Origin of the sequence: Streptococcus sp. CF8-6, assembly GCF_024295845.1 — a bacterium.
Taxonomy (GTDB): domain Bacteria; phylum Bacillota; class Bacilli; order Lactobacillales; family Streptococcaceae; genus Streptococcus; species Streptococcus oralis_BO.
Genome location: NZ_JANCOF010000001.1, coordinates 384,451 through 406,188, shown reverse-complemented (window position 1 = coordinate 406,188; position 21,738 = coordinate 384,451). Strand labels below are relative to the sequence as shown.

General features: G+C 40.8%; 23 protein-coding genes. 4 read left to right on the top strand and 19 right to left on the bottom strand.

From position 1 onward, the window contains the following. Positions 1-44 precede the first annotated feature (44 nt). The gene (locus tag NML69_RS01940; protein WP_254725151.1) at positions 45-947 is read right to left on the bottom strand and encodes a YafY family protein; all 903 of its coding nucleotides are present in this window, start codon (positions 945-947) and stop codon (positions 45-47) included. A gap of 176 nt (positions 948-1,123) precedes the next feature. Between NML69_RS01940 and NML69_RS01935 the strand changes: the two genes are divergently transcribed. Beyond that, positions 1,124-1,576, top strand: coding sequence for an NUDIX hydrolase (locus tag NML69_RS01935; RefSeq protein WP_254725150.1), 453 nt, complete (start codon positions 1,124-1,126; stop codon positions 1,574-1,576). Positions 1,577-1,634: 58 nt separating this feature from the next. Beyond that, on the top strand, positions 1,635-1,934 hold the full coding sequence (locus NML69_RS01930; protein WP_000767205.1) for a DUF1827 family protein: 300 nt from the start codon (positions 1,635-1,637) through the stop codon (positions 1,932-1,934). Between the two features lie 70 nt (positions 1,935-2,004). Here NML69_RS01930 and metK read toward each other — a convergent pair whose 3' ends face one another. The 18 genes from metK to NML69_RS01840 all read right to left on the bottom strand — a co-directional run bounded on the left by metK (position 2,005) and on the right by NML69_RS01840 (position 19,529). Further along, positions 2,005-3,195, bottom strand: coding sequence for a methionine adenosyltransferase (gene metK / locus NML69_RS01925; RefSeq protein WP_254725149.1), 1,191 nt, complete (start codon positions 3,193-3,195; stop codon positions 2,005-2,007). 196 nt (positions 3,196-3,391) lie between these two features. After that, positions 3,392-4,735, bottom strand: a complete 1,344-nt coding sequence (locus tag NML69_RS01920) for a DEAD/DEAH box helicase (protein WP_254725148.1) — start codon at positions 4,733-4,735, stop codon at positions 3,392-3,394. 131 nt (positions 4,736-4,866) lie between these two features. Next, positions 4,867-5,682 (bottom strand): endonuclease/exonuclease/phosphatase family protein, encoded by an 816-nt coding sequence (locus NML69_RS01915; protein ID WP_254725147.1) that lies wholly within the window; start codon positions 5,680-5,682, stop codon positions 4,867-4,869. Positions 5,683-5,733: 51 nt separating this feature from the next. Further along, complete coding sequence (locus NML69_RS01910) at positions 5,734-7,920, bottom strand: PTS transporter subunit IIBC (RefSeq protein ID WP_254725146.1); 2,187 nt, start codon at positions 7,918-7,920, stop codon at positions 5,734-5,736. A gap of 219 nt (positions 7,921-8,139) precedes the next feature. Beyond that, positions 8,140-9,066 (bottom strand): permease-like cell division protein FtsX, encoded by a 927-nt coding sequence (ftsX, locus tag NML69_RS01905; protein ID WP_000625554.1) that lies wholly within the window; start codon positions 9,064-9,066, stop codon positions 8,140-8,142. Next, positions 9,059-9,751 (bottom strand): cell division ATP-binding protein FtsE, encoded by a 693-nt coding sequence (ftsE, locus tag NML69_RS01900; protein WP_000022272.1) that lies wholly within the window; start codon positions 9,749-9,751, stop codon positions 9,059-9,061. Before ftsE ends, ftsX begins: the two co-directional genes overlap by 8 nt. 17 nt (positions 9,752-9,768) lie before the next feature. Continuing rightward, positions 9,769-10,864, bottom strand: a protein-coding gene (gene prfB / locus NML69_RS01895; protein ID WP_096753628.1) for a peptide chain release factor 2 whose coding sequence is annotated in 2 segments (ribosomal slippage) — positions 9,769-10,791 and positions 10,793-10,864 — 1,095 coding nt in all. Because the reading frame shifts where the segments join, the coding sequence is not laid out codon by codon here. Between the two features lie 110 nt (positions 10,865-10,974). Beyond that, positions 10,975-11,631 carry a CBS domain-containing protein gene (locus tag NML69_RS01890; RefSeq protein WP_254725145.1) on the bottom strand — a complete coding sequence of 219 codons (657 nt, stop codon included), beginning with the start codon at positions 11,629-11,631 and terminating at the stop codon, positions 10,975-10,977. A gap of 347 nt (positions 11,632-11,978) precedes the next feature. After that, entirely contained in the window at positions 11,979-12,689 is a 711-nt protein-coding gene (locus NML69_RS01885) for an ABC transporter ATP-binding protein (RefSeq protein ID WP_000062207.1), read from the bottom strand. Further along, positions 12,689-13,453 (bottom strand): ABC transporter ATP-binding protein, encoded by a 765-nt coding sequence (locus tag NML69_RS01880; RefSeq protein ID WP_084943777.1) that lies wholly within the window; start codon positions 13,451-13,453, stop codon positions 12,689-12,691. The genes NML69_RS01885 and NML69_RS01880 overlap by 1 nt, the downstream gene beginning before the upstream one ends. Then, the gene (locus NML69_RS01875) at positions 13,453-14,409 is read right to left on the bottom strand and encodes a branched-chain amino acid ABC transporter permease (protein ID WP_000856256.1); all 957 of its coding nucleotides are present in this window, start codon (positions 14,407-14,409) and stop codon (positions 13,453-13,455) included. The genes NML69_RS01880 and NML69_RS01875 overlap by 1 nt, the downstream gene beginning before the upstream one ends. A 3-nt stretch (positions 14,410-14,412) precedes the next feature. Further along, positions 14,413-15,282 carry a branched-chain amino acid ABC transporter permease gene (locus tag NML69_RS01870; RefSeq protein WP_000941413.1) on the bottom strand — a complete coding sequence of 290 codons (870 nt, stop codon included), beginning with the start codon at positions 15,280-15,282 and terminating at the stop codon, positions 14,413-14,415. 119 nt (positions 15,283-15,401) lie between these two features. Beyond that, entirely contained in the window at positions 15,402-16,562 is a 1,161-nt protein-coding gene (locus NML69_RS01865) for an ABC transporter substrate-binding protein (protein WP_254725144.1), read from the bottom strand. Between the two features lie 87 nt (positions 16,563-16,649). Then, positions 16,650-16,919 (bottom strand): YlbG family protein, encoded by a 270-nt coding sequence (locus tag NML69_RS01860; protein WP_042902526.1) that lies wholly within the window; start codon positions 16,917-16,919, stop codon positions 16,650-16,652. A gap of 78 nt (positions 16,920-16,997) precedes the next feature. Continuing rightward, a complete protein-coding gene (gene clpP / locus NML69_RS01855) occupies positions 16,998-17,588 on the bottom strand; it encodes an ATP-dependent Clp protease proteolytic subunit ClpP (RefSeq protein WP_000613468.1) in 591 nt (196 codons plus the stop codon). 179 nt (positions 17,589-17,767) lie between these two features. After that, the gene (gene upp / locus NML69_RS01850; protein WP_000515974.1) at positions 17,768-18,397 is read right to left on the bottom strand and encodes a uracil phosphoribosyltransferase; all 630 of its coding nucleotides are present in this window, start codon (positions 18,395-18,397) and stop codon (positions 17,768-17,770) included. Positions 18,398-18,485: 88 nt separating this feature from the next. Next, positions 18,486-18,953, bottom strand: coding sequence for a cytidine/deoxycytidylate deaminase family protein (locus NML69_RS01845; protein ID WP_000136994.1), 468 nt, complete (start codon positions 18,951-18,953; stop codon positions 18,486-18,488). Between the two features lie 18 nt (positions 18,954-18,971). Continuing rightward, positions 18,972-19,529, bottom strand: coding sequence for a TetR/AcrR family transcriptional regulator (locus tag NML69_RS01840; RefSeq protein ID WP_254725143.1), 558 nt, complete (start codon positions 19,527-19,529; stop codon positions 18,972-18,974). A gap of 124 nt (positions 19,530-19,653) precedes the next feature. Here NML69_RS01840 and NML69_RS01835 point away from each other — a divergent pair, with 124 nt between their 5' ends. Both NML69_RS01835 and NML69_RS01830 read left to right on the top strand, forming a co-directional pair. Next, positions 19,654-20,499 carry a DegV family protein gene (locus NML69_RS01835; RefSeq protein ID WP_254725142.1) on the top strand — a complete coding sequence of 282 codons (846 nt, stop codon included), beginning with the start codon at positions 19,654-19,656 and terminating at the stop codon, positions 20,497-20,499. A gap of 57 nt (positions 20,500-20,556) precedes the next feature. Next, on the top strand, positions 20,557-21,738 hold the full coding sequence (locus tag NML69_RS01830; RefSeq protein WP_302851676.1) for an NAD(P)/FAD-dependent oxidoreductase: 1,182 nt from the start codon (positions 20,557-20,559) through the stop codon (positions 21,736-21,738).

Below are 21,738 nucleotides of genomic sequence, written 5' to 3'. Positions count from 1 at the left end.
TCCTTTCTATCTCTAGTATAGCACCAAAACCCTGACATCTTTTGTCAAGGTTTGTAAAGTTTTTGGATTTTTTCTAATCTAGAAAGCAATTCCTTCTTCAGATGATTGGGGGCGAGTATTTCCACTCCATCTAGATAAGACAGGAGGTAAGTATACAGACTTTCATGCTCTGGTAGGACTGTCTTGACATAATAACATCCATCTTTCCCCAAGCTAATCTCATCTTCTGAAAAATCTTCATAAACCCGGAAAGCAAGCTTGGGGCTAAACTTCAAGGAAACTTCGATTTGATTTGCCACTTGATCTGAACTATCGACGCAATCCATCACATTTTTCTGCTTCACAGTTTCAGTTGTTAGGTGATAATTCCTAATTCTGGATAATTTGAAAAAATGCCACTCTTCTTTCAAACAACAGTAGGCATAAAGATACCAATCTCTCTTTTTAAATATGAGTCTAAAGGGCTCGACTGTACGAATCGTTTTCTGACCACTTCCACCTAGATAAGTGATCACCAGTTGCCTTTTCTCTAGAATAGCATGTTTGATGTTATCGAATAATTCTTTTTGACCTTCTCGCTTTCTCCAGTCAGTCAAGTCTACTTCTATCCAAGGGCTGGTAGAAACTTGAAAAATAGATTCCAATTTTTCAAGTAACAGGTCTTGCCTATCATCGGTCAGGGCTTGAATTCCTTGCAAAGCTGACAGAAGTTCTAATTTTTCATCCTCCGATACGAGAGTACGATCCAGAACAAAGTCCTTCATTAAAAAGATTCCGCCCGCCTTTCCAGGTACTGAATATAGAGGGATTCCCGCCATACTCAACCGCTCAATATCGCGATAAATCGTTCGTACAGATACTTCAAATAATCGGGCTAATTCAGGAGCCGTTATGCTACCTTTTTCTAAAAGTAGATATAGGATACGAAATAGTCTTGATTCTGCCATAAAATCACCTCTCTTTTATTATACCAGTTATAGTACGAGAGTTGGAAAGTTTAACTAGATAAGTATTGATCAAGACAAAGTAGCTATTTCTACACAAGTTCGTTGGTTTATTCTTGACAGCTAGCCCCTTGTCCATTATGATAATAATAAAGATACTAGAGAATGAGGAAAATACAATGTCAAACCCAACTTTTGGTGATAAAAAAGAGAATGTGACCTACCAGCCCCGCTATGGTGTGTACGCAGTTATTCCGGATGCGGAGAAAAAACAAATTGTCCTAGTTCAAGCCCCCAATGGTGCTTGGTTCTTGCCAGGCGGAGAGATTGAAGCAGGCGAAGATCATCAAGAAGCACTGAAGAGAGAACTAATCGAAGAACTTGGCTTTACAGCTGAGATTGGAACCTATTATGGGCAAGCTGATGAGTATTTCTACTCTCGCCACCGTGATACCTACTACTACAATCCAGCTTATCTCTATGAAGCTACTTCTTTCCAAAAAGTACAAAAACCATTGGAAGATTTTAATCATATTGCTTGGTTTCCTATTGATGAAGCAATTGAAAAACTCAAACGTGGTAGCCATAAATGGGGAATAGAAGCTTGGAAAATCCAGCATGGAATTGGCTAAAATACACGATTTTATCCAAAAAGTGCTATAATAGAGTTAGAAAATCGGAGGAACTGTTATGAAGCTTATCAACACGACTAATTCACACTCGCAACTTGTTAAAAGCCAATTAGAAAGTACTGACGCAACTCTTGTCGAGGTCTATTCTGCCGGAAATACAGATGTGGTTTTCACACAAGCCCCGCTTCACTATGAAATCCTCATTTCCAATAAACACCGTGCTATTCGTGAACCTGAAATTGAAACCATCCAAGACTTCTTCTTAAAGCGTAAAATCGACAAAGGAAGCATTGACGAAGCCAATATCAAGACCCTCTATTCGGATAAATTGATTGAGATTTCAATCCCTATAAAATAAGAAGACCAGCCAAAAGCTGGTTTTCTTTTGCAAAAAAGATTGGTAGTGCACAGCTACCAATCTTTTAGTTTTATTTCACCGCTTCTTTCAAAGCATCTACCTTGTCCAAACGTTCCCATGGAAGGTCAATATCTGTACGTCCCATGTGTCCATAAGCCGCTGTTTGACGGTAAATTGGACGTTTGAGGTCTAGCATTTGGATAATTCCTGCAGGGCGAAGGTCGAAGATTTGACGCGCTGCTTCTTCAAGCTTGCTTTCAGCTACTGTTCCTGTACCAAAAGTATCGATACGAACAGAAACAGGCTGTGCCACCCCAATAGCATAAGCCAATTGCACTTCTGCCTTCTTAGCAAGACCTGCTGCAACAATATTCTTAGCAATGTAGCGAGCCGCATAAGAGGCTGAACGGTCCACCTTCGTCGCATCCTTACCAGAGAAGGCACCACCACCATGGCGAGAGTAGCCACCATAGGTATCCACGATAATCTTACGACCAGTCAAACCTGAGTCCCCTTGAGGTCCACCGATTACAAAGCGACCAGTTGGATTGATGAAGAATTTGGTTTGCTCATCCAAGTAAGAAGCTGGAATAACTTCCTTGATAACTTTGCTAATCACATCATTGTGAATTTGTTCATTGCTAACTTCTGGGTCGTGCTGAGTTGAAATAACGACTGTATCCACACGTACTGGACGATCATTTTCATCATACTCAACCGTAACTTGTGATTTAGCATCTGGACGAAGATAGCTGATTTCACCAGACTTACGAAGTTCTGCCAAACGACGAACCAACTTGTGGCTAAGTGAGATTGGTAATGGCATGAGTTCCTCTGTCTCATCTACTGCAAATCCAAACATGAGCCCTTGGTCACCAGCACCAATCAAGTCCAGTGGATCTTGATCTGCATTCCCACGAACCTCTAAAGCTTCGTTAACACCTTGGGCAATATCTGGTGACTGCTCAACAAGTGACGGATGAACCCCCACCGTCTCCGCAGAAAAACCATACTCTGTATTGGTATAACCAATCTCTGCAATGGTATCACGAACCACACGGTTGATATCCACATAAGCATTTGTAGAAATTTCACCAAAAACATGGACGGAACCTGTGTAGACAGCTGTCTCAGCAGCAACGTGCGCATCTGGATCCTTTGCTAAAATAGCATCCAAAATCGCATCTGAAATTTGGTCTGCAATCTTATCCGGATGCCCCTCAGATACAGATTCAGACGTGAATAATTTACGTTCTGACATAAAAATGTCCCCCCTTAAAAAATATTGTTATAGAGTTACAAAGTACTGATAGGAAAACTACTAGTAATGAATACCTACCATCTTATCGGGACTATATAACCTTATCATTATACCACTTTTTACTCATTTTTGCATTCTTTTCGATAATTTATAAAACAAAGTTACAAAAAGGAGCCATTCAGCTCCAATTTTGTTTTTAAAATGTTTGGCGTTTGGCTTTTCGCTCTGCACGGCCACGTGCGCGATTTTCAGCACGCTTGGTTTTGCGGCGTTTTTCATCCACCGCCCATTGAATCTTCTTCTTATAGCCAGGTTTGACTTTTTTCTTTTTCTTTTTGACCAAACCAATCATTTCGATATCAAGCTTATCCTGCTTCTTTTCACGGTTGGCACGACGATCACGGTCATAGGTATCTTGAAACTCTCCGTCTTTGACCATCTTAGGAATAAACTTGATTCCTAATTTCTCCAACTCACGGATATCCGAGTCATCGCTTGGCTGATAAAGGGTAATCGCTGTACCAGGTAGACCATTACGTCCAGTTCGTCCAACACGGTGAACAAAGAAAGACAAGTCTTGCGGAATGACATCATTGATAACATGGCTGACCCCTTCAATGTCAATTCCACGCGCTGCCAAGTCTGTTGCAACAATGTACTCAAAATCCAGATTTTTCACCTGATTCATGATCCGTTTGCGTTCACGAGGAGCAATATCTCCATGAATCTTAGCCACCTTCAATCCTTGAGCAGTCAAGTAGGCATGTAACTCATCAGCACGCGTTTTGGTGTTAACAAAAATCATTGCCAAATAAGGCTGCATCAACTGAGTCAGCTGGTAAATTTGAGCATTCTTGTCGCGGCCCTTGGTCGAAATCAACCAATTATCGATCGTATCTGAGATAACTGTTTTAGTCTTGATTTTTTCCATGACAGGATTTGACAAGTATTTTTTCAAGAACGGTTGCAATTTTTGTGGAATAGTTGCTGAAAAAACCATGAATTGCAAGTCTTTTGGAAGGCTTCCTGCAATCTTATCAACAGTTTCCAAGAATCCCATATCTAAGGTCATATCGGCTTCATCGATAACAAAGGTCTTAGCCTTGTGAATAGCCAAATCACCAGATTTGACCAAATCATAGATACGACCTGGAGTCCCGATGACAATGTGGGGCTGGCTACTCGCTAATTTATCAATCTGACGCGCCTTATCCGTACCACCCACATAATTAACCACACGAACTTCGATATCTGAGTGAGCTGCAATCTGACGAGCTGCTTGGTAGATTTGAGTAGCCAACTCACGACTTGGTGCAGTAATGACCGCTTGCACACTATCGCTAGTTTCATCTAATTGCTGGAAAATGGGTAATAAGAAAGTATGAGTCTTTCCTGAACCAGTTTTTGACTCGCCCACCAAGTCACGACCTGCCAAGACAATAGGAATCAACTTTTCCTGAACTTCGGTAGGAGTCGTAAACTTCAACTCCTCCAAGGCTTCTACTATATAATTTTTAAATTGAAATTTCTTAAATGACATACTATCCTCGATTCTATCCTTTCAATTATACCATATTTTGTCCTATTGCAGTAGCCCCATTTGAGTCTCAGTCCTGTAGTAAAGATTCAAGTAGCTTAAAAGGTTGGAACCTCTGATTCCAACCTCTTTCATTATTTCCAGGTCAATACAGCATTCAAACCATAATGATCACTGACTTGTGGACTATTTTGGCCATCAAAAACTACTTGTAAACTCTCTACTTCTAACTCTTTGGTCGTAAAGACGTAGTCGATTCGTAATGGCTCGGTATTGCCTTTCCAACCATCAATTTCTGGTGGAACGGTGTAGCTACCACTTCTTTCTTTCGCAACTTCAAACGCGTCTTGCAATCCTAATGGGCTAGCTAAAATCGCTTGATAGCCTTCCTGACCAGCTGGATTATTAAAATCACCTGCTAAAATCAGAGGTTTGTTCAACTCTTTTAGTACAGCCTCAAATCGTGCCCATTCTTCTTGGAAACCTTTATCCCACCAAGAGAGATGAACGCTTGCAAGAGCAAGTTCCTTACCTTCAACCTCTGTCTCAGCCAAGGCAACACGGCGAGTATGGTAGTCCGTTGGATCATCTACATCTGATACTAAAATCTCACGCGCCTTAATAGGTGTTTTGGATAAGATTGCTACGCCTTCATGGTAGCGGTCATATCCAATATGATTGTAAGCCCAAGTCCAGTAGTAGTTTTTCCCTTTCTCAGCCAATTTTTCAACCAGAAGTCGGACATAGTGATCCTGATGAATGGGTTCTGCTGATGGTAAAGCTTGATAGTAATTGTTAACCTCTACCTCAGGCGAAGTCATTTCTTGATTGATTTCTTGGAAACAAATCAAATCATAGTCCTTTTCGAGGATGTCTTGGAGTAAGATTTGGAATTTTTCCTCTGATTCCTTCTCCATCCAACTGTGGGTATTGAGTGTTAGAAATTTCATGCTTTTCTCCTAAAACAAGAGGTTGGAAAACAGCTTCCAACCCCAAGTATATTACAATTCTACTTTAGCAACTGCTGTTTTAGCTGCAAGAGAACCTGTTTGTTCTAATTTAACTGATTTGAGGACATCACCATTTGTGAAGACAACCACTGTTGATGTTTTACGTCCTGCTTCTCGAATAGCATCCAAGTCAGCTGTAACAAGAAGATCACCAGCAGCCACTTTTTGTCCTTCAGAAACATGAACAGTAAATGGTTTTCCTTCAAGACTTACTGTATCCAAACCGATATGAACAAGCACTTCAAGACCTGAGTCTGTGACAAGACCAAGAGCGTGTTTTGTTGGGAAGATACTTGATACAGTACCAGTAACTGGAGATACAATGTTGCCATTTGCTGGCTCTACTGCAAATCCATCACCCATCATTTTTTGAGCAAAAACTGGATCTTCCACTTGTTCCAAGGCAATAACTTGACCGTCAGCTACTGAGTAAACTTCCTCAGTTACACCTTTGAAATGGACAGTATTTTGTTGAGTTTCTGTCATTTGACTTGGAAGAGTTTCAGGAATTACTTCACCTGAGTCAAGGATATCTTGGATATCAGATTTCAATACGTCAGCTTTTGGTCCGTAGATAGCTTGGACTCCTTGTCCTTTCATGACAAGACCCATAGCTCCTTCTGCTTTCCATTGTTCCTCAGTACCAACGCGATCTGCGTCTTTAACAGTTACACGAAGACGAGTCATACACGCATCCACATCTACGATATTTGCACGGCCACCAAGAAGGTTAATGATATTTACGGCTTGAGAAGCTGCTGCAACTTTTGGAGTTCCAGGAGCTGCTTCTTCTGATGCTCCTTCAGCAGTTTCGTAGTTTCCGTTACGTCCTGGAGTTGCGTAGTTAAATTTCTTAATCATGAAGTTAGCAATGAAGTACATGATAACCGCAAAGAGAACAGTTACCCAGATAAAGTTAACGATATCCATACCAATACCAGCATTAATTGCCAATGGTGTACGAGTCAAGAATTCAATTGAACCGAATGAGTGGACACGAAGGTGAACAATATCTGCCATAGCAAAGGCAGCACCTTGAACTACTGCATAAACAAGGTAAAGAGGCGTTGCGATGAACATGAACATATACTCGATAGGTTCAGTAACCCCTGTCAAGAATGTTGCAAGAGCTGTCGCAATCATCATACCCTTGTATTGGTGTTTCTTGTCAGCATCAACATTGCGGTAGATAGCAACGATGATACCCATCAAGATACCAAATGAACCAATCATTTGTCCAACTTTGAAACGAGCTGGAGTGACTGTTGTAAGAAGGTGTTGGTATTGGTCAGCATTTGAACCCTTAAGGTTAACAAGGTCAGTTACCCATGCAAGCCAAAGTGGATCTTGACCAAATACTTGTGTTCCTTTTGCTGCACCAGTTAACACTTCGTATGTTCCACCAAGAGCTGTGTAGTTCATTGGGATTGTCAACATGTGGTGAAGACCGAATGGCAAAAGCAAACGTTCCAAAGTACCATACAAGAATGGTGCAAGAACTGGAGCAGTTTCTTGTGAGTTGGCAATCCAAATACCGAAGTTGTTGATACCTGTTTGAACTACTGGCCAAAAGGCAGCAAGTAAAATTGCAGCAATAGTTGAACGAAGAATAACGACGAATGGTACAAAACGTTTCCCGTTGAAGAATGAAAGGGCATCAGGAAGTTTACGGTAGTTGTAGTATTTGTTATAGGCAGTTGCCCCTACAAAACCAGAGATAATCCCTACGAAAACCCCCATGTTAAGCGCTGGTGCCTCAAGAACGCTGATAAAGTAGTCAGCAACCTTGATTGAACCACCAAAGAAGGTAGTAACCATTGCTTCAGGGTTTTTCAACATATCACCTGTAACACCGAAGATAGTACCTGTAATACGGTTAATCAAGATAAAGGCAAGTCCGGCTGCAAATGCACCACCTGCACGTTCTTTTGCCCAGCTTCCCCCAATAGCAAGGGCAAACAAGATATGAAGGTTACCGATAACCCCCCAACCAATTTGCTCAAGGATTCCACCTGTAATCACTAGAGGAGCAAGGTTTGGGTCGATCATCACGATTGATTTACCGATTGAGATCATCAATCCCGCCGCTGGCATAACGGCGATAACCACCATTAAAGCCTTACCGAATTTTTGCCAAAATTCGAAAGACAAGACATTTTTGAATGTAGCTTTCATCATTCAAATCTCCTTTATTTTATTTAGGCAAACGTTTTACGAAAACGTTTGCATTTGGTTATGTATTAATTATACCACTTTTATTTTTTTTGTAAAGGCTTTTATAAAAAAATTGTCTATTTTTTTTAATTTTTAAAAAGGAAAAAGAGAAGTTTACGAAAACTTCTCTTTTAAAAATGTATTATTTTTCTGATTTGTTCTGCAATTTGCATTTAAATCCAACTAGATCTTCAAGAATCGACGCATCGAAATCCCCGAACCAATTGAACCAATGAAAATTCCAATTATAAATAATAGGACTGTCATCAAAGGAATAAACACATCTGGTGTAATCATTGACAAGTTTTGACCTACCAAGGATTTATTGACCGATTGATAAACCATATTGTAAACAAAGAAAACAAGGACAGAAGGAATCGCTGCACCAAGCAAGCCAATAAAAGCACCTTCTAGCAAGAATGGACCACGGATGTAGCCATTTCTCGCTCCTACCAGACGCATAATCTGAATCTCACGACTACGTGAAATAATAGTGATACGAATGGTATTGGAAATGAGGAAGACTGCGATAAAAATCAAGAGCCCTGCAATAACCAATCCCCAAACACGGATAAAGGAAGCCAGTTCAAAAAGTCGTTGAGTGTTGGCTCCACCATCTTGAACCTCTGATACTCCCTCAATTTTCTTAGCTTCTTCAGCTACCGTTTTAACATCACTCGGAGAATTTGTATCAACGATATAAGCATCATAGAGAGGGTTTGCATCCCCTTCAAAGACCTTCCAATCGTCACCCATTGTTTCCGTTAGTTTTTCGTACTGTTCTTCTTTACTTGAGAAGGTAACACTCTTAACAGCAGGTATAGCTTTCAAAGCATCATAAACCTTGTGGTAGTCATTATTGGTAACTGTCTGACCTTCTTTTTCAATCGTTTCACTGTTATCAGCTACATCCTTACGAATGTATACCATGACCCGAACGTTGTTTTCAATATCGGTAGCCAGTTTTGCTGTATTAAAAATTACAGATGCAAACAGGGCAACGAGGGTCAAGGTAATCATAACCGAACTCACTGCTGCTACTGTCATCCAGCCATTTCGTTTTAAACTTTTTAATGATTCAAATAAATGGCGAAAAAATCTACTAATCATCGTATCCATATTCTCCTTTAGCTTCGTCACGAACGACACGGCCATTTTCAATGGCAATGACACGGTGGCGCAAGGTATTTACAATCTGGCTATTGTGAGTCGCCATCAAGACAGTAGTACCTTGGAGATTGATGCGTTCCAACAGATTCATAATTTCCCATGAATTATCTGGGTCCAAGTTTCCTGTTGGCTCATCGGCAATCAATACTTTAGGATTGTTGACAATCGCACGCGCAATCGCAATCCGTTGCTGCTCTCCACCTGAGAGTTCATTAGGGAAAGAGCGAACCTTATGTTTCAAACCAACCAGGTCCAATACTTCCATAACACGTTTTTTGATGTTGCGACGGCTCTCACCGATTACTTCCATTGCATAGGCAATATTCTCATAAACGGTCTTCTTAGGCAAGAGTTTGTAATCCTGAAAGACTACCCCGACACTACGACGTAGTAATGGGACATCTTTCTTCTTAATTTTAACTAAATTAAAGCCTGCAACTGATAGGCTTCCTTTTTCGATCTTTACTTCACGATATAAAGCTCGAATAAAGGTTGACTTCCCTGCCCCAGAAGGTCCTACAATATAGGCAAACTCTCCTGGTTCAATGGTAACAGACACTCCACGCAGGGCAGTCGTTCCATTGTCATACTTTTTGACAACATCTCTCATTTCAATGATTGACATATGAGTTCCTTTCTATCTTAGCTGATTCGCCACTTGAGGTAGGCATCGATAAAACCATCAAGATCTCCATCCATCACCTTATCTACCTGAGCAACTTCAAAGCTTGTACGGTGATCTTTTACCATAGTATAAGGCGTAAAAACATAAGAACGGATTTGGCTTCCCCATGTGATTTCTTTTTTCTCACCTTTAAGGGAATCGACTTCCGCAGCTTTCTTTTCTTGCTCCATTTGATAGAGCTTAGCCTGCAACATCTTCATGGCACGATCTCTATTTCCATACTGGGTACGATCGACCGTTGATTGGACGACAGTTCCCGTAGGAATGTGTGTCAAACGCACACCAGTTGAAACTTTATTGACGTTCTGTCCTCCAGCACCACCTGAACGGAAGGTATCCATTTTGATATCATCTTCACGAATCTCCACTTCGATGGTATCATCCAACTCAGGCATAACCTCTACGGATGTAAAGGAAGTATGGCGACGTTTGGCAGAGTCAAATGGCGAGATACGGACCAAACGGTGAACACCCATTTCTGATTTAAGTAGGCCATAAGCATTGGGTCCTTCAAAAGACAAGGTCACAGATTTGATACCTGCTTCATCACCAGCTTGGTAATCCAAGACTTCTACTTTAAAGCCTTTGGCATTTCCATAACGAGTATACATACGAAGCAACATATCGCCCCAGTCCTGTGCCTCAGTACCACCAGATCCTGGATGGATTTCCAAGATTGCATTATTATGGTCATAAGGTTCTGACAAGAGAAGGGTCATCTCGTAGCTGGTCATCATCTTATCCAGTTCCGTCAACTGTTCGACCAGTTCATCATGGACTGACTCGTCTTCTGCTAAAAAGTCCAATAAAATCTCAACTTCATCCTGCAACTCTTCCATTTTACGGAAGGTGTTGTAAGTGTTTTTTAATTCATTTAATTCTTGCGACGTTTTTTGGGCCGCGATATTATCGTTCCAAAAATCAGGTTCTGTCATCTTGTTTTCCAAGATGGCAATCTCTTCCTCTAAGCCTTCGAGGTCAAAGAGACCCCCTAAAAGAAGCTAATTTTTCACGATTAGCGTCAATTTTTTGACGAATTTCTGAAATGTCCATAGATACTCCTTTTCATATCGTTTTATTATACCATAATCTCTCATTTCTTTCCATATTTTGCTCTTCACCGCTTTTGATGGCATAAGAAAAGAGGCTCTAAAGCCTCTGGTTTAAAGGACTTTTGCAGAGGTATGAGTGATCTCCTCTACTTGAATTCCTTCTTTTTCAAACTTATCCTTTAATGCAGTCAAATCGATTTTTCCATCAATTTGAACTTCGATGACGACCTTGCCATCCTTACGTGGAATGTTTACAGTATGGGAAATATTTAAATCCTCATCTACAATTAAAGCTACAATTTTCCCCAGTACTCCTACTTCATTTTCTGTAATGAAACGAACACGAATCCCCTCTTCTCCGTATCCAGCGATTTCCAAGAAAGCCTGAAAAACATCGCGATCTGTAATGACGCCGTAGACCTGATGATTGTCTACGACTGGTAATATCCCAATTTTATTTTTCAGCATAAGGTAGGTCGCATCTTCTAGACTAGCATAGCCAGAAACCGTCACGACATCTCGAATCATTACATCTTTTACTTTGGTTTTATTCAGAAGATAATTCATCTCATAGATAGAGAGACTGGTTGCTTTAGATGGGCTGGCTTCCGCGATGGTTCCTTCTGTTACCAATCCGACTAATTGATCGTTTTCGATAACAGGTAAACGGTGCAAACCTTGCTCGCGCATCAAATCTGCTGCGTGTGCTACAGTCGTATCTGGACTGATATAAACTACCTTACGGGTCATGAAATCTTTAACTGCCATGAGACTTCTCCTTCTATATTGCTACTTTTATTATACACTTTCTTAGAAAATCTATCAAACGCTTTCATCTCTTTTTCAAGATTTTGAGTCTTTTACAAAAAAGAGCTCTAATTTAGAGCTCTATATTTGCAAGTTAGCAAACATTATTTATATTTCTTTCAGTTGTTAAGGATACTAGCAACTAGTATTGAAAACCTATTATCATCTCCGTCCGCAACCTAAACTAGGCTCCCAGACTAGAGGAGAATTTCTTGCGCAATCCTTATCTGAGACTAAAACAATCCACTGGATTGGATGATTACTTACGTAATCCTTATCTGCCGACTAAAAAGGTCCCCCGGACCTTTTTAGCCACCTAGATATGCTTTTCTGACTTCATCTGATGCTGCGAGTTCTTTTCCTGTTCCTGATAGGACAATCTTTCCTGTTTCAAGTACATAACCACGGTCAGAGATAGCAAGGGCCTTGTTAGCGTTCTGTTCAATTAGAAGAACTGTTGTTCCTTGCTTCTGAATATCTTGAATGATATCAAAAATTTCTTGTATAAAGATAGGGGCAAGTCCCATTGACGGCTCATCCAAGAGAAGGAGCTTAGGTGTAGACATAAGAGCGCGTCCCATAGCCAGCATCTGCTGTTCACCGCCTGAAAGAGTTGCCGCATCTTGGTTTTTGCGTTCTTCCAGACGAGGGAAGCGTGAGAAAACTTTTTTCAAGTTGGCTTGATTTTCTTCACGATTTTTCTTTAAAAAGGCTCCCATTTCTAAGTTTTCCATAACAGTCAATCCTGGGAAAACATGGCGTCCCTCAGGAACTTGTGAAAGCCCACCTGCCACGATTTTTTGTGCAGGCAACTTTTGAATTTCTTTTCCTAAAAACTGAATTTTACCAGCACTTGGGCGAACCAAACCTGAAAGGGTACGAAGAATGGTTGTTTTACCAGCACCATTGGCACCTATCAAGGAAACAACTTCACCTTCATTAACCTCGAAACTTACATCACGAACTGCTTGGATCATACCGTAATGCACAGAGAGGTTTTCAACTTTTAACATAGACATTAGGCTTCACCTCCTAGATAAGCTTCGATAACGCGTTTGTTGTTCTTGATCTCATCCGGAGTCCCATGAGCAATCAACCGACCATATTCAAGAACATAGATACGCTCAGTGACTTCCATAACCAAATTCATGTCGTGTTCGATGAGCATGATGGTAATTTTAAATTCATCTTTGATACGACGGATCAATTCTGTCAATTCAGCTGTTTCTTGAGGATTCATCCCAGCTGCAGGTTCATCCAAAAAGAGGATTTTAGGTTCAGTTGCCAGAGCACGAACGATTTCTAATCGACGTTGTTGGCCATAGGCCAGATTCTTCGCAAGAGTATCTGCATCACCATCCAAATCAAAAATCTTCAGCAAATCCAAAGCTTTGTTTTTTAATTCTTCCTCGTTCTTATAAAAAGCTGGTAGGCGTAGGAAGCTCGCAAGGACATGTTGTTTATGATGATTGCTAAATGCAATCAAAACATTTTCCAAAACTGTCAAGTCCTTGAACAAACGAATATTTTGGAAAGTACGACTGAGTCCAAGTGAAGCAATCTTATAGGGAGTTTTCCCATTTAGGAGGTGACCATCTAGTGTCACAGTACCCTCGCTTGGTTCATAAACACCAGTCAAGAGATTGAAAAGGGTTGTTTTACCAGCCCCGTTTGGTCCGATCAAACCAACCAATTCTCCCTCGTTCAATTCAAGAGTGACATCTCCAACAGCTGTTAGACCGCCAAAATGTTTGGTTAACTGTTTAACTTCAAGTAGTGCCATTAGTTTTGTCCCTCCTTCTTCGATTTTTTAAAGAAACGTGATAGACTCAATTCCCATGTCCCAAGAAGTCCACCTGGTCTGAAAATCATGACCAATACAAGAGCCAAAGCGTAGATAATCATACGTACGCTAGCTACATCTTGAAGGAGCATATTTAAAATTCCTAAAACAATCGCTGAAACGATGGTACCAGTAATAGAACCAAGTCCACCAAATACAACGATAATCAACACGTTGATGGAATTAATAAAGGTGTAATCTTTTGGTACAACAGATCCGATAAAACCAGCCTGAAGTGAACCAGCAATACTTGCTGTAATGGCTCCAAAGACAAAAGCGATAATCTTGATCTTTGTAGTGTTTACCCCAACGGACTCTGCAGCAATCTCATCCTCACGAACAGATAGAGTAGAGCGTCCAATTGGACTACGTAAGAAGTTGAGAGTTGCAATAGTTGTGATCACCACAAATAGATAAACCATTTGCCAGTTGGTAAAGTTTGGAATACCCAAGATACCAGCGGCACCGTTGGTCAAACTTCCACCATTAATGATAAAGATACGAATGATTTCTGAAACACCTAGTGTCGCAACAGCCAGGTAGTCACCCTTTAAACGGAGTGTTGGAATCCCAACGAGCAAAGCGACTGCACCAGAAATCAAGGCGCCCAAGGCCATTGCTCCAAAGAAGGCACCATAGGTTGGTGATTTTGAACCAATAATCGCTGCTGCATAAGCCCCAATCGCCATAAAACCTGCATGACCAAGTGAGAATTGTCCTGAAAAACCAACGATTAAGTTCAAGCCTACTGCAAGGATGATATTAATCCCAATTTGTTCTAAAATTTGGACATGGAATAGATTGAGAACACCAGCAGAAACCAGTACACTAATCAATCCATAACCCGCTAACAGAAGGAATAACCAGAGAATATTTACTTTAAGATTTGTCTTCATTGTTTACACCTTCTCTTTCACATTCTTACCAAGGATACCCGCAGGTCGAACAATTAGAATCAAAAGCAAGATTCCATACACGATAGCATCACGGAAATCAGACATACCGAAGGCAGTAGCAAATGTTTCCAACAAGCCAATCACAAATCCCCCTAGAGCTGCACCAGGAATAATTCCGATACCACCAAGTACGGCCGCAACGAATGATTTTAGACCCGGAGTCACGCCCATCAAAGGTTCAAGAGAGTTGTAGTAAAGGGCAATGAGGACACCTGCTGCACCAGCAAGAGCTGAGCCCAAAGCAAAGGTAAAGCTGATTGTGCGATTTACATTAATTCCCATCAATTGAGCTGCGTCACTATCAACTGATACCGCACGCATGGCTTTTCCCATTTTTGTTTTTTGGACGATCAATTGCAATAAAACCATCAAGAGTACAGAAACTGCTAAAATCATCAATTGAACATTTGTCAAGCTAATTGGTCCCAAGTCAAAGCGGACTGTTTCAATTGCTTGAGGGAAGGCACGAGTATTGGCGCCTACTAGATAAACCATTCCGTATTCCAGTAGGAAAGACACTCCGATGGCAGTAATCAATACAGCAATACGTGTAGAGTGTCGTAAAGGACGGTAGGCAAGAAACTCAATCACAACACCAAGTAGTGCGGTTCCTGCCATTGAAATAATTAAAGCTAAAAAGAAATCCATTTGGAAAGAATTAATCAAAAAGTAACCAATAAAGGCACCCATCATGTAAATATCACCGTGGGCGAAGTTGATGAGTTTGATAATTCCATAAACCATGGTATAACCCAGAGCCAAAAGTGCATAAACACTACCCAGAATTAGACCATTCACAAGTTGTTGGAGCATAGCATTCACTCTTTTCTATCCTTATTTTTTAGAAAATTTCATTATTTTCACAAGTTCATAAACACCGAAACAGGGAGTGAGTCAAAGGCTCATTCCCCATTTTAAGTACTATTCTAATGTTATGGTTTTACAACTTCTGCTTCTTCAACTTTACCATTGTTCATGGTCATCATGTAAGCAGTTTTCACTGTATTGTGGTCAGCATCAAAGCTTGTTTGACCAGTTACACCATCAAAATCTTTGGTTTTAGCAAGGTTGTCCTTGATTTCACCTGAGTTTTTAGCACCTTTTGCAGCATTTGCTACTAGGTAAACTGAGTCATAGGCCAAAGCTGAAAATGTTGAAGGCTCTTCGTTGTATTTAGCACGGTATGCTTCAAGGAAAGCTTTAGCTTTTGCAGAAACATCAACAGTAGTTGAGAATCCTGAGATGAAGTAAATGTTTGATGCTCTTTCAGCAGTTGCTTGTTGAACAAATTCTTCACCGTTAAATCCATCACCACCAATGATTGGCTTATCAATTCCCATACCACGAGCTTGGTTTACAATTTTACCAGCTTCTGTGTAGTAACCTGGAACTACGATAGCGTCAAACTCTTTCCCTTTCATTTTAGTAAGGGCTGCTTGGAAGTCAGTATCACCTGCTACGAATGTTTCATCTGCTACAATCTCACCCTTGTAGGCTTCGCGGAAAGATTTAGCAATACCTTTTGCATAGTCACTAGCATTGTCAGTATAAAGAACAACCTTCTTAGCATTCAATTTGTTTGTTACATAGTTAGAAATAATCTTCCCTTGGAAGCTATCTTGGAATGTTCCGATAAATAGATAATCTTGACCTTTAGTCAAACCGTCTTGAGTAGCACTTGGTGAAATCAATGGCACTCCAGCTTTAGTAGCGTTAGCTACAGCTGCAGCAGTTGCACCAGATGTCGCAGGTCCTACAATAGCTGCTACTTTTGATTGGGTAACAAGGTTTGTTGTAACAGAAGCTGCTTCAGCAGTTTCTGACTTATTGTCTTTGTCTACAACTTCGATTTGTTTTCCATCAATTCCACCTGCAGCGTTGATTTCGTCTACAGCAAGTTGGGCACCTTTTTGTTCAGCTGTACCATAAGCTGCAACAGCACCTGTCTCTTCAAAGTTAAAACCGATTTTAATTGTTTTCTCGTCTACTGGATTTCCAGTTGTGTTTGACGCTCCTGACTTGACCTCTCCACAGGCAGCAAGAAGAGCCATACTAGCAAGAGCCACAAAAGATAGGGCAATTTTTTTCTTCATTTTTAATCTCCTTATAGTTGTTTCAAAAATTGTATGTTAAGAATATACCGAATTATCAGAAAATTGTCAATGTATTTGTTCAACTTTTTAAATGATAACGTTTTCTTCAGTCCGATAGAGATTCCCAACGAAGGGAGTTTCTAGCTCTTGAATATGGCAACGTCTAATTTTCTTGATATATCTTTCCTTACCTAATCTCTCAACTAAGTCATCTAGCTCCTCAGTTGGAACATAGAGCTGCAAGTAACGATGTTTTTTGGAATGGTAACAGATATCACCGTATTCCTGAAGTTTTTTTGCATCTCGATTATAGTAGAGATAGATGATTAATCCTGATCGATTTGTTTTTTCAAACATGAGGGATCCTCTTTCTAAGAAATCTTCTCCTATTATATCAAAAAAAGCAAACTCCGTCGAGTTTGCTTTCTAGGTTGCTTAGCTTAAAGAATTATTGGCCATGATTTCATCAATAAAGCCATATTCAAGTGTTTCTTGGGCACTCATCCAGTAATCACGTTCCGCATCTGCATGAACTTGCTCGACTGATTTACCAGAGTTATCTGCAAGGATTTGCTCCAAAGTCTTACGAGTTTTGAGCAAGTGCTCTGCAGCGATTGCCATATCGGTTTGTTGGGTACCACCACCTGTACCACCCATTGGTTGGTGAATCATGTACTCCGCATTTGGAAGCATGAAACGTTTGCCTTTTGCTCCACTTGATGCAATGACAGTCCCCATGGATGCAGCCATCCCCATAACGATAGTTTGGACATCTGCTTTGATAAAGTTCATGGTATCAACGATTGCCAAACCAGCTGAAACAGAGCCTCCAGGTGTGTTGACATAAAGGTAAATATCTTTTGTGCTGTCTTGGGCATCCAAGAAAAGTAACTGGGCGATAACGGAGTTGGCCATGTTGTCTTCAACTGGACCTGTTAGCATGATGATGCGGTCTTTCAGAAGACGAGAGTAAATATCATAGGAACGTTCTCCACGGCTTGTTTGTTCAATAACTACAGGAATCATTCATTTCTCCTTTTATGTTTTATGTTGAATTTTCTTAGTCTTGCGACTCAATACAGAACTATTATATCTTTTTGGTCAAAAAAGGTCAAATTTTTGCTCTATTCTCTAAACAGAAACAAAAACTCAACCTCCTTTCAAGTCAAAAACGAACTTCTAGTTTCACTATTTACTTTGGGATTTTATTTAGTACCGAACAAGCGGTCTCCAGCATCTCCAAGACCTGGAACGATATAACCGTGTTCGTTCAAACGTTCATCCAAGGCTGCTGTAAAGATTTCTACATCTGGGTGGGCTTCTTGGAGGGCTTTCACACCTTCTGGAGCAGATACTAGGCAGACAAACTTGATATTGGATGCGCCACGTTTTTTAAGGGAATCTACTGCCAAGATTGCTGAGCCACCTGTTGCCAACATTGGATCAACGACAAAGATTTGACGTTGGTCAATATCCTCAGGCAATTTCACCAAGTATTCAACTGGTTGAAGGGTTTCTTCATCACGGTACATACCGATATGACCAACTTTGGCTGCTGGAACCAAGCTCAAGAGGCCATCTACCATGCCGATACCTGCACGCAAGATTGGGACAATCGCCAATTTTTTACCAGCCAATTGTTTTTGAACGGTCTTTGTGATAGGTGTTTCGATTTCCACATCTTCAAGTGGAAGATCACGAAGTACTTCATATCCCATCAACATTGCAATCTCATCTACTAGTTCACGAAAAGCTTTTGTAGAAGTATCTGTACGTCGCAAGATTGACAATTTATGTTGAATGAGTGGATGATTAATGACTTCAATTTTTCCCATTTTCTGAGTTCCTTCTTTCAATTTATTCTTCTTATTATATCAAAAAACGGTTTAAAAAGCTTTCTAAACCATTTATTTTTATTAATTTTTAAATCAAATCTGCCTCTTGAAGAGCTGTCTGAACAGTCTCTAATGGTAAATGGGTTAACTCGGTGCCTTTTTCTTGATAAAGGTACTGGGCATAGTCATCCATTCGGTACTGGTTGATATAAACCACGCGCTTGCAACCAACTTGTAGCAGTTGTTTGGTGCAGTTCAGACAAGGGAAGTGGGTCACATAAGCTGTAAATCCTCTGGGAACCCCTCGCTCAGCCCCTTGGAGAATAGCATTAACCTCGGCGTGAAGGGTTCGAACACAGTGACCTTCAATGACCAGACATTCGTGGTCAATACAGTGCTCCGTTCCTGATACGGAACCATTATAGCCAGTTGAAATGACTTTATTGTCCTTGACTAGGACAGCTCCCACCTTGGCACGTTTGCAGGTCGAACGATTGGCAATCAGTAAAGCCTGGGCTGCAAAGTACTCATCCCAAGCCAGTCTTTTTTCTGTCATAATTCTTCTCCTTATCCCCTATTTTTTGAAAAATGGCAAGCGTAAATCTGCAATCTTTTCAGCTGGAATCTTCATGCCATCCTTGATCCATTTGAGCAGAACCGATACGATGGCAGAACTCCAAAAGGAATGAAGGTAGCTGCTGACACCTTTTGATTTTCCGTGATATTTTTCTAGAAATTCCTGCATGGCTTGGACAAAAATCTTTTCCAAATGGTAGTCCAGAGCAAGTTGAATAACCTTGGCTTCTTTCTTGGCTGCGCGGAAAAGGTGTACCCAGACTAGATAAAGATCGGTTTTGACATCGTAATGGCTCAACTGTTCCATAATGTTATGGACACTGCGTTTAAAGACGCTTTCCAAAATCTCTTCTTTGGAGTCATAGTTACGATAGAAGGCGGCACGAGAGACGCCAGCCCGTTTGACCAGCTCCGAAATGCTGATCTTGGCCAAATCTTTTTTCTCTAGAAGTTGCAAAAGAGCCGTCTCGATTGCTTCTCTGGTTAAAAAATTGGATTCTTGATTTGATTTTCTGAGATTTTCAAGAGATTTTTCAGATATTTTACGTTCAGACATAACAATTTCTTTCTACTTGTGACAACAGAGAGGTGGTACTTTTGTTTCAAGGGCTTTCATGATATAATTGTAAAAAAAGACAGAACCTTTGTCAATGTATAAGTGACAAAGATGGAGAATTTCTATGACTTGGAAGATTGTAGCTGACTCTGGTTGTGATTATCGTCAACTGGCAACTCCTGCTATTGATACGGAATTTGTTAGCGTTCCTTTAACCATTCAAGTAGCTGATCAGGTCTTTATCGATGATGCCAATCTCGACATTAACCACATGATGGAAACCATGTATGCGACTTCTGAGGCTTCAAAATCAGCTTGTCCTAGCCCTGATGATTACTTGCGTGCATTTGAAGGTGCTAAGCATATCTTTGTCGTTACTATCACTGGTACTCTTTCAGGTAGCCATAATAGTGCACAGCTCGCTAAGAATATCTATCTGGAAGAACATCCTGACACTCAGATTCATGTGATCGATACATTGTCTGCAGGTGGTGAGGTTGACTTGATTGTCGAGAAAATCAATAGTTTGATTGATCAAGGACTTTCTTATGAGGAAATTGTTCAAGCTATTACAGCCTACCAAGAAAAAACGAAGTTGCTCTTTGTCCTTGCTAAGGTCGATAACTTGGTCAAAAATGGTCGTTTGAGTAAGCTTATCGGTACAGTTGTTGGCCTTCTCAACATCCGTATGGTTGGGGAAGCAAGTGAAACTGGAACCCTAGAACTACTCCAAAAAGCGCGTGGACCAAAAAAATCCCTTCAAGCAGCCTATGAAGAACTCATCAAGGCTGGTTATGCTGGTGGCCGTATCGTCATGGCTCATCGCAGCAATGAAAAATTCTGTCAGCAATTGTCGGAACGCTTGCTGGAAACCTTCCCACAAGCCAATATCAAAATCATCCCAACGTCTGGTCTCTGCAGTTTCTATGCAGAAGATGGCGGTTTGTTGATGGGATATGAAATTAACTAAGATTATGAGCAACAAGAGATGCCAAGCATCTCTTGTTTTTTGTGGTACAATAGAGCTATGAAACATTTTGATACTATTGTCATCGGTGGTGGACCTGCTGGCATGATGGCTACAATTTCCAGTAGCTTTTATGGTCAGAAAACTCTTCTCATCGAAAAAAATCGAAAACTTGGCAAAAAATTAGCTGGAACAGGCGGTGGTCGTTGTAATGTAACCAACAATGGAACTTTAGATGACCTAATGGCTGGAATTCCTGGTAACGGGCGCTTTCTATACAGTGTCTTCTCTCAGTTCGATAACCATGATATTATCAACTTTTTTACGGAAAATGGTGTTAAACTTAAGGTTGAGGATCACGGACGCGTCTTTCCTGCTAGTGACAAGTCTCGGACCATTATCGAGGCGCTAGAAAAGAAAATCACTGAACTCGGTGGTCAAGTTGCTACTCAAACAGAAATTGTTTCGGTTAAAAAGATAGACGACCAGTTTGTCCTCACGTCCGCAGACCAAACCTTCACTTGTGAAAAACTCATTGTCACAACTGGCGGAAAATCCTATCCTTCTACTGGTTCGACTGGTTTTGGTCATGAGATTGCCCGTCATTTTAAACATACCATTACTGAGCTTGAAGCCGCTGAAAGTCCTTTATTGACAGATTTCCCCCATAAGGCCTTGCAGGGAATTTCACTAGACGATGTGACCCTAAGCTACGGCAAGCATGTCATCACTCATGATTTGCTTTTTACCCACTTTGGTCTATCCGGTCCTGCTGCCTTGCGTATGTCCAGCTTTGTCAAGGGCGGGGAGGTTCTCTCGCTAGATGTTTTGCCTCAACTTTCTGAAGAGGACTTGATTACATTTCTAGAAGATAATCGGGAAAAATCCTTGAAAAATGCTTTAAAAACTTTGCTTCCAGAACGCTTGGCAGAATTTTTGGTGCAAGGCTATCCTGAAAAAGTCAAACAACTGACTGAAAAGGAACTCAAACAACTTCTCCAGTCCATCAAGGCCCTCAGAATCCCTGTGACCGGAAAAATGTCCCTTGCCAAGTCCTTTGTCACCAAAGGCGGTGTCAGTCTCAAGGAAATCAACCCTAAAACACTGGAAAGCAAACTGGTCCCTGGGCTCCACTTTGCTGGTGAGGTACTGGATATCAATGCCCACACGGGTGGCTTTAACATCACTTCTGCCCTCTGCACCGGCTGGGTGGCAGGCTCAAATCCAATAAATACCAAATAA